The following is a 12,947-nucleotide window of genomic DNA, read 5'->3' as shown; positions in this document are numbered from 1 at the left end:
GTGTGGAGTCCTCGAGGATTCCTCGAGCTGTCCACCATTCGGTGCACACGTGTGAACAACAGGGTGAATCCGGTGGAACAACTCGAGGACGGCTCGAGGATGAACGTGGGACAGTTTTCGAACCTCCACAGACGCCTCCGGTTCATCCTCGAGTCACCCGACGGCCATCCCCACGGCACCACACCCCCGGACCAGCGGAAACGGGCTCAGTCCACAGATTCCACAGTGCCTACTACTACTTCAGTTCTTCTTCTTATAGATCTCTCTTCAAAACAGGGTGTGTGGAAAGTCGGTCGGGGAGTGTCCGGTCTGGAGCCACGCGTCTACACCGGCAAGGAGAAGAGGGGATGGGCGCTCTCGGATATACGGACACCCGTTTCGGACACGCGAGCGCGAATCGAGGGTCGGACTAGGTACCCGGGCCACACACGGGTACGTTTTATGTCGGTCGCCTGTGCCAGACTGCTGGCGCGGCCGATCCAGCACCCCCTGACGAGAACCACACGTTGTCGAGCCAACACGCTGTCGAGCCAACAGTGCTCGGACGGACGCCACACACGGATCACGGAACCGGGAGAGGACAGATCGGGCGATGGAGCTTGCGAGCATGAAGTTTCGGGTCGCCCGGGAGGATTTCGCGGAGTCCGTCGCCTGGGTCGCGCGCAGCCTGCCGTCCCGGCCTCCGGTGCCGGTCCTCGGCGGCGTGCTGTTGGTGGCGAGTGAGGACGGACTGACCGTCTCGGGATTCGACTACGAGGTCTCCGCGCAGATGCGCGTCGCGGCCGAGGTCGCCGGTCCCGGCGAGGTCCTTGTCTCCGGTCGCCTGCTCGCCGACATCACCAAGGCGCTGTCCAACAAGCCGGTGGACGTCTCCGTCGACGGCACGCGCGTGCTGATCTCCTGCGGCAGCGCCAAGTTCTCGCTGCCCACCATGCCGGTCGAGGACTATCCCCAGCTGCCCGAGGTGCCGCAGCAGACCGGTGAACTGAGTGTGGATGTCTTCTCCGAGGCCGTCGGTCAGGTCGCCGTCGCGGCGGGCCGCGACGACACCCTGCCGATGCTCACCGGCATTCGCGTCGAGATCGAAGGCCCCCAGGTCGTTCTCGCGGCCACCGACCGCTTCCGACTGGCCGTGCGCCACATCGAGTGGCAGCCCGCCCGCACCGACATCGAGACCGCGGTGCTGATCCCGGCCCGCACGCTCTCCGAAGCCGCCAAGACGCTGGGCCCCTCGGACGCGCCCGTGCAGCTCTCGCTGGGCACGGGTGCGGGCTCGGACGGCCTGCTCGGCATCGTCAACGCGGGCCGCCGCACCACCACGCGACTGCTCGACGCGGAATTCCCCAAGTTCCGCCAATTGCTCCCCAAGGAGCACACCTCCATCGCCACGCTGGAAGTCGCGGCGCTGACCGAGGCCATCAAGCGCGTCGCCCTGGTCGCCGAGCGCGGCGCGCAGGTTCGTCTGGAGTTCTCCAGCGAGGGCCTGCTGCTGTCCGCGGGCGGCGACGACGCGGGTCGCGCCGAGGAATGGCTGCCCGCCGATTTCCGCGGTGAGGCGCTGACCATCGCCTTCAACCCCGGCTACCTGGTGGACGGCCTGTCCGCGCTGCACTCCGATCGGGTCACCTTCGGGTTCACCACCCCCAGCCGTCCCGCGGTGCTGCTCCCGGCGAGCGAGGAGGAGCCCGAGGTCCTCGACTCCGGCGCCTTCGCCGCGCTGGCCAGCTCCTACATCTACCTGCTGATGCCGGTCCGGCTCCCGGGCTGAGCATCTGTGCGTGATCGGGTGCCGTCTCCCGCGGTGACCGGGGCGGTGTAGCGAATGTTCATCCGAGCGCTGTCGCTGCGCGACTTCCGCTCCTGGGAGCACGCGGAACTCGAATTATCCCCAGGCCGAACGGTTTTCTTGGGATCGAACGGCAACGGCAAGACCAACCTGCTCGAGGCGATCGGCTACCTGGCCACCCTTGGTTCACACCGGGTGGCCGCCGACGCGCCGCTGATCCGGATGGGCGCGCAGCGGGCACGGATCGGTGCGACGGTGGTCAACACCGGACGCGAACTGCGCATCGATGTCGAGCTGAATCAAGGCGCGGCCAATCGCGCGCAGATCAACCGATCGCCGGTGCGCAGAACGCGGGAGATCCTCGGCATTCTGCAGACGGTGCTGTTCGCGCCGGAGGATCTGGCGCTCGTGCGGGGCGACCCCGGGGAGCGCCGCAGATTCCTCGACGAGTTGTGCACAGCCCGGCTCCCCAGGTTGGCGGGTGTGCGCTCGGACTACGAGCGGGTGCTGCGGCAGCGTTCCGCCCTGTTGAAAACCGCTGGGCGGCAAGCCAGATCGAGGTCCGACCTGGGAACACTCGACGTGTGGAACGGGCATTTGGCGGAGCACGCCTCCGTGCTGCTCGCCGAGCGGCTCCGGCTGGTGCACGACCTGTATCCCCATCTGGCACAGTCCTATCGGTCGATCGCGCCCGAATCCCGTCCCGCCGCAATCGGTTACCGCAGCTCGTATCTTCCGCCGGACTTCCTGGATCCGGCCAGGGAGCCGCAGGCCGACGACGCCGCCGCGCTGGCGGGGATCGTGCTGCGCGAACTCGCCGCGGCGCGGTCCAAGGAGCTGGACCGCGGCGTCTGCCTGGTCGGCCCGCACCGCGACGACCTCGAGTTGATGCTCGGTGACGCGCCCGCGAAGGGATTCGCCAGCCACGGCGAGTCCTGGTCCTTCGCCCTCGCCCTCCGGCTCGGCGCGTTCGAGCTGCTGCGCACCACCGGAGCGGAGCCGGTGCTGTTGCTCGACGACGTCTTCGCCGAACTGGACCGTCGCCGCCGCACCGCGCTCGCCGAGGTCGCGGCAGGCGCCGAACAGGTGCTGATCACCGCCGCCGTCCCCGAGGACGTGCCCGCCGAGCTGGCCGCGGTACCCCTGCGGGTGGAGACCACCGGCGAGGCCACGCACCGCGCCTCACGCATCGTCGAGCCCGCGCCCGGGTTCGCTTGAATCGCGCGGACAGAGGTGTCCACAGGTAGCCCGCGGGGTTGTGCACAGGTGGGGAACGCCGACGCGGAAGAGCCGCGACGCGTGTGACAGTTCGTCGGCGGGCTCCCGTACAGTTGCCCTGCACCGGGGCCGGAACGGAGCCGTCGATTCATCCCCAGCACCTGTGGAGAACGTCACCCCCGAGGTGTTTTCCCACGGTGCTGCGGTGATCGTTCGACAGTCACCGCCGTGGTTCCGGAAAACGCCACGAACAGGCGTTCGACGCCGGTCCGGCGATCATGCTGACCGGGCGTTTCGGCGCCGGATCCCGGCCGCGCACCGGTTGGGGACAACAGAGCAAGATCTGGGGACAAACCCGAGGGTCGAACGGAGCGGGACGATGACCGACCAGCCCGAACCGGGCGCACAGCAGCCCGGCGGCGAGCCGCAGTTGCGCGGCATCGATCTGGCCCGGCGCGCACTGGAAGAGGCCCGCGCCGCGGCGAAGGCCAGCGGAAAGTCGGTCGGTCAGGGCCGTGCCTCGCCGGTGCGGAAGCTGCGCACCGGGGCACGCAGGCGCACGGGCTGGTCCGGCGCGCGACCGGACGATCGCGATCCCCAGCTGCTGTCCCAGCTCGCCACCCGCATCGCCAAGAGCAGGGGCTGGGACGGCAAGGTCTCCGAAGGAACGGTGCTCGGGCGCTGGGCGGGCGTCGTCGGCGAGGACATCGCCTCGCACGCCACCCCGATCGCGCTCAAGGACGGCGTGCTGAGCATCGCCGCCGAGTCCACCGCGTGGGCGACCCAGCTGCGCATGTTGCAGGGCCAGATCCTGGCGAAGATCAACGCCGCGGTCGGTCATGGCGTGGTGACGCAGCTGAAGATCTCCGGCCCGGCCGCGCCGAGCTGGCGCAAGGGGGAGCGGCACATCAAGGGCCGCGGTCCACGCGACACCTACGGCTGATCGACGGGCGCGGATCGGGTGACCCAGACGCTCTGGCAATTACCCGATACCTGGTGTTACGTTTATCCACATATCCACAGGTATCTCCACAGTCCCCAGCCTCGGGACCTGCGGATTCACCGTGGAACGCCCGAGGCCGCGCCACCGGCCCGGATCGAATATGCACAGGAGAAACGGATCGATGACGATCAGCACCGCGGGCCCGTTCCCCGCCACGGCCACCACCACCGTCCGCCGGGGCGACGTCGAACTCGCGGTGTTCGAATGCGGCGATCCCGCGGGCATACCCATCCTGCTCGTGCACGGCTGGCCCGATACTCACATCCTGTGGAATCGCGTCGCCGCCCGCCTGGCCGATCGTTATCGCGTCATCGCCTTCGACAACCGCGGCGCGGGTGAGAGCACGGTGCCCACCCAGGTCTCGGCCTATCGCATCGAAGAACTGGCCGCCGACGTGCGCGCGGTCGCCGACGCGGTGGCTCCGGGGCAGCGCGTGCACGTGCTCGGGCACGACTGGGGTTCGGTGATCGGCTGGGAACTCGTCAGCGATCCCGACGCCGAAAACAGGATCGCGTCGTTCAGTTCCGTCTCCGGCCCGAACCTCGACTTCCTCGGGGCGTACCTGCGCGGCCCGTTCTCGGCGGCCCGGCTGCGCGGGGCGCTCGCGCAGGGCATCGCCTCGGCGTACACCGTCGCCTTCCAGATTCCCGGCCTGCCCAATCCGGTGCTGCGCGCGCTGTCCCGCCGCTGGCCGCGCTTCCTCGCCTTCTTCGACGGCTTGGACCCCGCACTGGTGCAGACAGCGCCGACGCTGCGCGCCGATATGATCAACAACCTCAAGCTCTATCGTGCGAATATTCGTGCGCACTTGCGCAATCCGCGTCCGCGCCCGATCGGTGTCCCGGTGCAGTTGATCGTCTCGAGCGGCGACCGGGCGGTGCGTCCGGTGGTGCACGCCGAGGCCGAGCAGTGGGTCGGCAACCTGACCCGCACCGAGATCGCGGCCCGGCACTGGTCGCCGATCTCGCACCCGGAGGCGCTCGCCGACCGCACCGCCGAATTCGTGGATCGGGTCGCGGTCTCCGGGTGATCGTGGCGACCGTCCGGCACGGCGTGCTGAGCACATCTGAGAGACCCTGAAACGGTTTCGAGGGAGACCGGACTCGTCGCCGGTCGATTTCTCGCAGCCATGAAGCCGTCAGGGGTGTCGTAGGTGCGTTGTGGCGCGGGGCTACCAGTAGGATGGTGACGTAACTAGCGGCGAACCCTTCGGTGCGTTCCGCACAGCCCCCGCGTGGGCCCGTGAATCTCGACCTGTCAAGACCGGGCCGCGCTTGCGCTGTGGCGATCGCTGCACCGGGGTCAGCAAGTAAGGAGAGCTACCGACCAGTGGCTGCCAAGGACTCCAACGATTCGACCAAGGCGACATCGGGCAAGCAGGACTACGGTGCCTCCTCCATCACCGTCCTCGAGGGACTCGAGGCGGTCCGCAAGCGCCCGGGCATGTACATCGGTTCGACCGGTGAGCGCGGCCTGCACCATCTGATCTGGGAAGTCGTCGACAACTCCGTCGACGAGGCGATGGCGGGCTACGCGACGCGCGTCGATGTCACGCTGCTGGCCGACGGCGGCGTCGAGGTGGTCGACGACGGCCGCGGCATCCCGACCGGCATGCACGCGCAGGGCATCCCCACCATCGAGGTGGTCATGACCCAGCTGCACGCGGGCGGCAAGTTCGACTCCGACGCCTACGCGGTGTCCGGTGGTCTGCACGGCGTCGGCATCTCGGTGGTGAACGCGCTGTCCAGCCGGCTCGAGGCCGAGATCGACAACGACGGCTACCACTGGACCCAGGAGTACAAGGACTCCAAACCCGGCAAACTGTTGCAGGGCGAGGCCACCAAGCGCACCGGAACCACCATCCGGTTCTGGCCGGATCCGGAGATCTTCGAGACCACGACTTTCAACTTCGAGACGGTCGCGCGGCGTCTGCAGGAGATGGCGTTCCTGAACAAGGGGCTCACCATCACCCTCACCGACGAGCGGGTCTCCGAGAGCGAGGTCACCGACGAGGTCGTCAGCGACACCGCCGAGGCGCCCAAGCACCTCGACGAGAACGCGCCCGCCGTCGAGGAGCCGAAGGCCAAGGTCAAGGTCCGCACCTACCACTACCCCGGTGGACTCGAGGACTTCGTCAAGCACATCAACCGGACCAAGCAGCCGATCCACAACTCGGTGGTCGGCTTCACCGGCAAGGGCACCGGGCACGAGCTCGAGGTCGCGATGCAGTGGAATTCCGGCTATTCGGAATCCGTCCACACCTTCGCCAACACCATCAACACCCACGAGGGCGGCACCCACGAAGAGGGCTTCCGCGCCGCGCTCACCACGGTGGTGAACAAGTACGCGAAGGACAAGAAGCTCCTCAAGGAGAAGGACGGCAACCTCACCGGCGACGACATCCGCGAGGGTCTCGCCGCGATCGTGAGCGTGAAGATCTCCGACCCGCAGTTCGAGGGCCAGACCAAGACCAAGCTCGGCAACACCGAGGTCAAGTCGTTCGTGCAGCGCACATGCAACGAGCACCTCGCGCACTGGTTCGAGGCCAACCCGGCCGACGCGAAGACCATCGTGCAGAAGGCCGTCTCCTCGGCGCAGGCGCGCGTCGCGGCACGCAAGGCGCGCGAGCTGGTGCGCCGCAAGTCCGCCACCGACCTGGGCGGTCTGCCCGGCAAGCTGGCCGACTGCCGCTCCAAGGACCCGAGCAAGTCCGAGATCTACATCGTGGAGGGTGACTCCGCCGGTGGCTCGGCCAAGTCCGGCCGCGACTCGATGTACCAGGCGATCCTCCCGCTGCGCGGCAAGATCATCAACGTCGAGAAGGCGCGTATCGACCGGGTTCTCAAGAACAACGAGGTCCAGTCGATCATCACCGCGTTCGGCACCGGCATCCACGACGAGTTCGACATCGCCAAGCTGCGGTATCACAAGATCGTGCTGATGGCCGACGCCGACGTGGACGGCCAGCACATCTCGACCCTGCTGCTGACGCTGCTGTTCCGCTTCATGCGCCCGCTGGTCGAGCACGGCCACGTCTACCTGGCGCAGCCACCGCTGTACAAGCTCAAGTGGCAGCGCAGCGATCCGGAGTTCGCCTACTCCGACCGGGAGCGCGACGGCCTGCTCGAGGCCGGTCTCGCGGCGGGCAAGAAGATCAACAAGGACGACGGCGTCCAGCGCTACAAGGGTCTGGGCGAGATGAACGCCAAAGAGCTGTGGGAGACCACGATGGACCCGGCGGTGCGGGTGCTTCGTCAAGTGACGCTCGACGACGCGGCCGCGGCCGACGAGCTGTTCTCCGTTCTGATGGGCGAGGACGTCGAGGCGCGTCGCAGCTTCATCACCCGCAATGCCAAGGACGTTCGCTTCCTCGACGTGTAGCCGGCGTGAGAACCCGCTGCAGTTCAGCCTTTTCACGCCCCGCTAAGGAGACCGCATGACTGAGACAACGCTGCCCCCGAACGGCGGTGCAGGCGACCGGATCGAGCCGGTCGACATCCAGAACGAAATGCAGAGCAGCTACATCGATTACGCGATGAGCGTGATCGTGGGCCGCGCGCTGCCCGACGTGCGCGACGGCCTCAAGCCGGTGCACCGGCGCGTGCTCTACGCGATGTACGACAACGGGTACCGCCCGGACCGCGGCTACGTGAAGTCCGCGCGCCCGGTCGCGGAGACCATGGGTAACTACCACCCGCACGGTGACGCGTCGATCTACGACACCCTGGTCCGCATGGCGCAGCCGTGGTCGCTGCGCTACCCGCTGGTCGACGGCCAGGGCAACTTCGGTTCCCGCGGCAACGACGGCGCGGCCGCCATGCGATACACCGAGTGCCGCCTGACGCCGCTCGCGATGGAGCTGCTGCGCGAGATCGACCACGAGACGGTCGATTTCGCGCCGAACTACGACGGTCGTTCCCAGGAGCCGGTGGTTCTCCCCAGCCGGGTGCCGAACCTGTTGATGAACGGCTCCAACGGCATCGCGGTCGGTATGGCGACCAACATTCCGCCGCACAACCTGAACGAGCTCGCCGAGGCGATCTACTGGGCGCTGGACAACCACGACGCCGACGAGGAGAGCACCCTCGCCGCGTGCATGGAGCGGGTCAAGGGCCCGGACTTCCCGACGCACGGCCTGATCGTCGGCAACCAGGGCATCAACGACGCCTACACCACCGGTCGCGGCTCGATCCGCATGCGCGGTGTGGTGGAGATCGAAGAGGACAACCGCGGTCGCACCACGATCGTCATCACCGAGCTGCCCTACCAGGTCAACACCGACAACTTCATCAACTCGATCGCCGAGCAGGTGAAGGACGGCAAGATCGCGGGTATCTCGGATATCCACGACGAGTCCTCCGACCGCGCGGGCATGCGAATCGTGGTGACGGTCAAGCGCGATGCCGTCGCCAAGGTGGTGCTGAACAACCTCTACAAGCACACCCAGCTGCAGACCAGCTTCGGCGCCAACATGCTGTCCATCGTCGACGGCGTGCCGCGCACGCTGCGCCTGGACCAGATGATCCGGCTCTACGTCGATCACCAGTTGGAAGTCATCGTCCGGCGCACCCGCTACCTGCTGCGCAAGGCCGAGGAACGGGCCCACATCCTGCGCGGCCTGGTCAAGGCGCTCGACGCGCTCGACGAGGTCATCGCGCTGATCCGGCGTTCGGCCAACACCGACACCGCCCGCACCGGCCTGATGCAGCTGCTCGAGATCGACGAGATCCAAGCCACCGCCATTCTCGACATGCAGCTGCGGCGCCTCTCCGCGCTGGAGCGGCAGAAGATCGTCGACGATCTGGCCAAGATCGAAAGCGAAATCGCCGACTACAAGGACATTCTGGACAAACCGGAACGTCAGCGCGCCATCGTGCGCGACGAGCTGGCCGAGATCGTCGACAAGTACGGCGACGAGCGGCGCACCCGCATCATCGCCGCCGACGGCGACGTGGCCGACGAGGACCTGATCGCCCGCGAGGACGTGGTCGTCACCATCACCGAGACCGGTTACGCCAAGCGCACCAAGACCGACCTCTACCGCTCGCAGAAGCGCGGCGGCAAGGGCGTGCAGGGCGCGGGTCTCAAGCAGGACGACATCGTCAAGCACTTCTTCGTCACCTCGACCCACGACTGGCTGCTGTTCTTCACGAACAAGGGCCGGGTCTACCGCGCCAAGGCGTACGAGCTGCCCGAGGCCAACCGCACCGCGCGCGGTCAGCACGTGGCCAACCTGCTGGCTTTCCAGCCGGACGAGAAGATCGCCCAGATCATTCAGATCAAATCCTACGAAGACGCCCCGTATCTGGTGCTGGCCACCAAGAATGGTCTGGTGAAGAAGTCGAGGCTCTCGGACTTCGATTCCAACCGCAGCGGCGGCATCGTCGCGGTGAACCTGCGCGACGAGGACGAACTCGTCGGCGCCGTGCTCTGCTCCGCCGACGACGATCTGCTGCTCGTCTCGGCGCAGGGCCAGTCGATCCGCTTCTCGGCCACCGACGAGGCGCTGCGCCCGATGGGTCGCGCCACCTCCGGCGTGCAGGGCATGCGGTTCAACGCCGAGGACGAACTGTTGTCGCTCAACGTCGTTCGACCCGAGACGTATCTGCTGGTGGCGACCTCGGGCGGCTACGCGAAGCGCACCGCGATCGAGGAGTACACCGCGCAGGGACGCGGCGGTAAAGGTGTATTGACTATCCAGTTCGACGCCAGGCGTGGCACTCTGGTCGGTGCGCTCATCGTCGACGATGAGGATGAGCTCTACGCGATCACCTCCGGCGGTGGAGTCATCCGGACGGCGGCAAAGCAGGTTCGTAAGGCTGGGCGACAGACCAAGGGCGTGCGATTGATGAACCTCGCAGAGGGAAGTACGTTGCTTGCTATCGCGCGCAACGCCGACGAACCCGATCAGGTCGACGGTGGCGACGAAATCGGTTCCTCTCAGCAGTGACCCTCCAAGCGGCGGCAACGAACGGATCTAAGGATTCCCATTGACCACTCCGAATCAGCCGAATGACGGACACCAGACGAACGGTGTGACCGAACGGATCGCACCGTCTCCGATTCCGCCGCGGCCGATCCCCCGGCCCGGCGCGGGCGAAACCGGACAGCCGGGCGGGGGCCAGCAGGGTGGCCAGCCGCAACAGAACGTCGGCCAGCAGGGCGATTTCGGGCCCGGGCAGGGCGGGCCCAAGCAGGGCGCGCCCAAGGGTGCGCCGGAGCCCGGTGGCGGCAAAGAAGGGTTCGATCAGGAGACCGTTCGGATGGGTTCGCCCGGTGAATCCGGCGGCCCCGATGGCGCGAAACCCGCGCCGGGCGGCGGTCAGTCGCAGTACAAGGACGGTTGGTCGCAGCTGCCGCAGCGCGAGCCGCAGTCGAACCTGTACCGCCCCGGCCAGGCGCCGGTGGCGGGCAGGCCGCCCGCGGACGGCGGCGCCGGGCTCGGCGCCGGAGCGGGCGGCAACGCGGCGGTCGGCTTGAACGGCGGCGTCACCAACGCGCGCACCACGGCCGACCTCGCGGCCAAGGCGGCGCGCAAGGAAGCGGCGATGGTGAAGTCGGTCGGCATCGACGGACCCACCCGCAGCATCGCGCGGCCGGAGCTGATCAAGGACATGCCCGATTTGTCCGATATCCGGCACCCACTACCGCACCCCGAGCCCGTCGGCATGAACCCGCAGGCGCACGTCTCGCCCGCGGCTCCGGTCGCGGTCGCGGCGGCCGTGGCTTCCGGTGAGCCGCTGCGCGCCACCGTGCAGATCCGCCGCATCGACCCCTGGTCGACGCTGAAGATCTCGCTGGTGATCAGCGTGGCGCTGTTCTTCGTGTGGATGCTCGCCGTCGGCCTGCTCTACATCGTGCTCGAGGGCATGGGCGTGTGGGAGCGGCTGAACAACACCTTCACCGACATGGTGTCCCAGGACAGTGGCTCGGTGGGCCTGATCGACGCGGGCACGGTGTTCGGCTACGCGGGCGTCATCGGGCTGATCAACGTGGTGCTGTTCACCGCGCTCGGCACGGTCGGCACCTTCATCTACAACCAGTGCTGCGACCTGGTCGGTGGTATCCAGGTGACTCTGGCGGATCCGGACTAGGAACTCGGCTCGGACGGTGTTCGTCGATCGCTCCATCATGGCTGGAGCGTCGGCGGATCGCCCAGTCCGCGAAATTCTCGGCGGCGGCCGGTATTCCCGTTCCAGGGAATACCGGCCGTTTCCGTTCGGGCGACGGGATCGCTGGCGGCTAGGTCGGCTGGCAGGGGTCGGAGAGATGGGCCGAATAGGCCGGTCTAGGCCCGCTACCAGCTGTTTTGTTTGTTTTGAGTCAAGTTTGGTAATGTCTAGCCTCGGCTCGCCCACTACGGTGCGAGAGCCGAACACGGGCCTATAGCTCAGGCGGTTAGAGCGCTTCGCTGATAACGAAGAGGTCGGAGGTTCAAGTCCTCCTAGGCCCACTCCCGAACATGACAGTAGGGTGGGAACCATGAAGATTCTCCTCACGGTCGGCGTCGTGGTCGCGGTTCTCTTCGGAATCACCAAGCTGCGCAAGCGTGACGAAGCGGACCTGTGGCACGAGGTCACCACTCGCTGAAACTCATTCCACCCTCGGGGACTCGGGGCCTTAGCTCAATTGGCAGAGCACTGCCTTTGCAAGGCAGGGGTTAGGGGTTCGATTCCCCTAGGCTCCACTTTCAACCGGCGCGTGCTCGTTCAGAGCACGCGCCGATTCTCGTTTCCGGGCTAGAGGTCGACGGCGGCGGCGCGCAGGCGGGTGAGGGTCGGAGCGTCGGGCCAGTTCTTGGCCAAGTAGCGGCGTGGGGACAGGGTGCGGACCGGGACCAAGTCGATGTGGGCCGCGAGGGTGGCGAAGGGGATCGCCAGGGTTTCGATGATCTCGTCCTTCTCGTCGGTCAGGCAGAGGTCGATGTAGTCGGCTTCCGGCAGCAGGGTCTCGATCTCTTCGGCCCACGGGGCGATGGTGAAGAAACCGTTGTCGCCGCTGGCCAAGTTCAGCTGGGAGGGATAGGCGAAGTCGATGCCGTAGGGCGCGAAGCCGTCTTCGTCGTCCAGCGCCTCGATGAGCTGCGCTTGCTGGGCCTGGTACTCGGTGGTGGCCAGGCCACAGCGCGCCCGGTGGGCGGCGGGTAGCTGGGGATGCGGACCTGCCAGGTCGAACGGGACGACCGCGCCGCTCCCGTTGGTGGTGTAGGCCTGCGGTGAGAGGCGACGCACCGCGGTGACGTACTGGTCCTCCACGGCGTCGAAGAGCTGCTCGAGGAGTTCGGGCTCGTCCAGCGTGAGGATGAGGGCGTCGTCTTCGGGGATGAAGGCGACCGCGCGTCTGCCTTCGGCGGCGAGCGAGGCGAGCCAGCCGGGAAGCAAGGGCCAGGAAGTCGCGTAGTAGTCGCCGGTGTCGACGATGCGCGTATACCCGTCGTCCGACAGGGAGATCGAAGGCGGTTTCGCGGCGAGGTTTTCGCGCGCGGCTTCGAACACCTCGAAAATCGTGACGCCCCAACCCGTCACGTGATCGGCGGTGACGAGGACGCGCTTGTCGGGCATATCGATCGCGATCAGCTCGTCGACGAAGGGAAAGGCCGGGCGCGAGAGTGGACGTATGCCCTGTCCGCCGTAGGTGGCCGGGCGCAGCACCGGAAACAGCGTGGGACGTGCGCTTTCCCAGTCGGCGGGGAGTTCCTCGTCGGCGCGCAACGCCGACAGGAACCGCGTGACGCGCTCCGATCGTTCCTCGGCCGTCAACTCGGCGGTGTCGCGAAAGATGTTGTGCAGATTGATGACCAAGCCGTCGGGCAGTTCGAAGCAGAACTCCCCGGGTTGGTATTCGGCGCCCTCGATGCCGAGGTCGTCGAGCTGGCGGCGCACCAGCGCGGCGAACTCGCTCGGCGTTGGTGTTCGTGAGTTGTCCACTCGGCCAACGTAA

The 12,947-nt window shown here is 67.2% G+C and carries 9 protein-coding genes and 2 tRNA genes; 10 read left to right on the top strand and 1 reads right to left on the bottom strand.

Going from position 1 to position 12,947, the window contains the following annotated elements; translation table 11 throughout:
• Window positions 1-592: 592 nt before the first annotated feature.
• From dnaN to ABZV58_RS01800, 10 genes are all read left to right on the top strand, one after another.
• A complete protein-coding gene (dnaN, locus tag ABZV58_RS01845) occupies window positions 593-1,768 on the top strand; it encodes a DNA polymerase III subunit beta (protein ID WP_067786332.1) in 1,176 nt (391 codons plus the stop codon).
• 54 nt (window positions 1,769-1,822) lie between these two features.
• Window positions 1,823-3,004, top strand: a complete 1,182-nt coding sequence (gene recF, locus ABZV58_RS01840; protein WP_354998289.1) for a DNA replication/repair protein RecF — start codon at window positions 1,823-1,825, stop codon at window positions 3,002-3,004.
• A gap of 379 nt (window positions 3,005-3,383) precedes the next feature.
• A complete protein-coding gene (locus tag ABZV58_RS01835) occupies window positions 3,384-3,947 on the top strand; it encodes a DUF721 family protein (protein ID WP_354998288.1) in 564 nt (187 codons plus the stop codon).
• Window positions 3,948-4,128: 181 nt separating this feature from the next.
• Entirely contained in the window at window positions 4,129-5,037 is a 909-nt protein-coding gene (locus ABZV58_RS01830) for an alpha/beta fold hydrolase (protein ID WP_354998287.1), read from the top strand.
• Between the two features lie 299 nt (window positions 5,038-5,336).
• Window positions 5,337-7,388, top strand: a complete 2,052-nt coding sequence (gene gyrB / locus ABZV58_RS01825) for a DNA topoisomerase (ATP-hydrolyzing) subunit B (RefSeq protein ID WP_354998286.1) — start codon at window positions 5,337-5,339, stop codon at window positions 7,386-7,388.
• 55 nt (window positions 7,389-7,443) lie between these two features.
• Window positions 7,444-9,957 (top strand): DNA gyrase subunit A, encoded by a 2,514-nt coding sequence (gene gyrA / locus ABZV58_RS01820; RefSeq protein WP_354998285.1) that lies wholly within the window; start codon window positions 7,444-7,446, stop codon window positions 9,955-9,957.
• A 40-nt stretch (window positions 9,958-9,997) separates the two neighbouring features.
• On the top strand, window positions 9,998-11,101 hold the full coding sequence (locus tag ABZV58_RS01815; RefSeq protein WP_354998284.1) for a DUF3566 domain-containing protein: 1,104 nt from the start codon (window positions 9,998-10,000) through the stop codon (window positions 11,099-11,101).
• 285 nt (window positions 11,102-11,386) lie between these two features.
• Window positions 11,387-11,460 (top strand) — tRNA-Ile (locus tag ABZV58_RS01810).
• Between the two features lie 29 nt (window positions 11,461-11,489).
• Complete coding sequence (locus ABZV58_RS01805) at window positions 11,490-11,597, top strand: DLW-39 family protein (protein ID WP_218018413.1); 108 nt, start codon at window positions 11,490-11,492, stop codon at window positions 11,595-11,597.
• Window positions 11,598-11,621: 24 nt separating this feature from the next.
• A tRNA-Ala gene (locus tag ABZV58_RS01800) sits at window positions 11,622-11,694 on the top strand.
• A 52-nt stretch (window positions 11,695-11,746) separates the two neighbouring features.
• On the opposite strand, the gene ABZV58_RS01795 is transcribed toward ABZV58_RS01800, so the two are convergent.
• Window positions 11,747-12,934: a hypothetical protein gene (locus ABZV58_RS01795; protein WP_354998283.1), complete on the bottom strand. Its 1,188-nt coding sequence runs from the start codon at window positions 12,932-12,934 to the stop codon at window positions 11,747-11,749.
• Window positions 12,935-12,947: the final 13 nt, after the last annotated feature.

Source organism: Nocardia sp. NPDC004654 (genome assembly GCF_040609595.1).
Classification (GTDB): Bacteria; Actinomycetota; Actinomycetes; order Mycobacteriales; family Mycobacteriaceae; genus Nocardia.
The sequence above is the reverse complement of the archived record's forward strand: the minus strand, read 5'-3'. Positions and strand labels throughout refer to the sequence as shown.

Coding starts and splice junctions, on each gene's coding strand:
- dnaN (WP_067786332.1), top strand. CDS start 593: ATGGAGCTTGCGAGCATGAAGTTTCGGGTCGCCCGGGAGGATTTCGCG.
- recF (WP_354998289.1), top strand. CDS start 1,823: ATGTTCATCCGAGCGCTGTCGCTGCGCGACTTCCGCTCCTGGGAGCAC.
- ABZV58_RS01835 (WP_354998288.1), top strand. CDS start 3,384: ATGACCGACCAGCCCGAACCGGGCGCACAGCAGCCCGGCGGCGAGCCG.
- ABZV58_RS01830 (WP_354998287.1), top strand. CDS start 4,129: ATGACGATCAGCACCGCGGGCCCGTTCCCCGCCACGGCCACCACCACC.
- gyrA (WP_354998285.1), top strand. CDS start 7,444: ATGACTGAGACAACGCTGCCCCCGAACGGCGGTGCAGGCGACCGGATC.
- ABZV58_RS01805 (WP_218018413.1), top strand. CDS start 11,490: ATGAAGATTCTCCTCACGGTCGGCGTCGTGGTCGCGGTTCTCTTCGGA.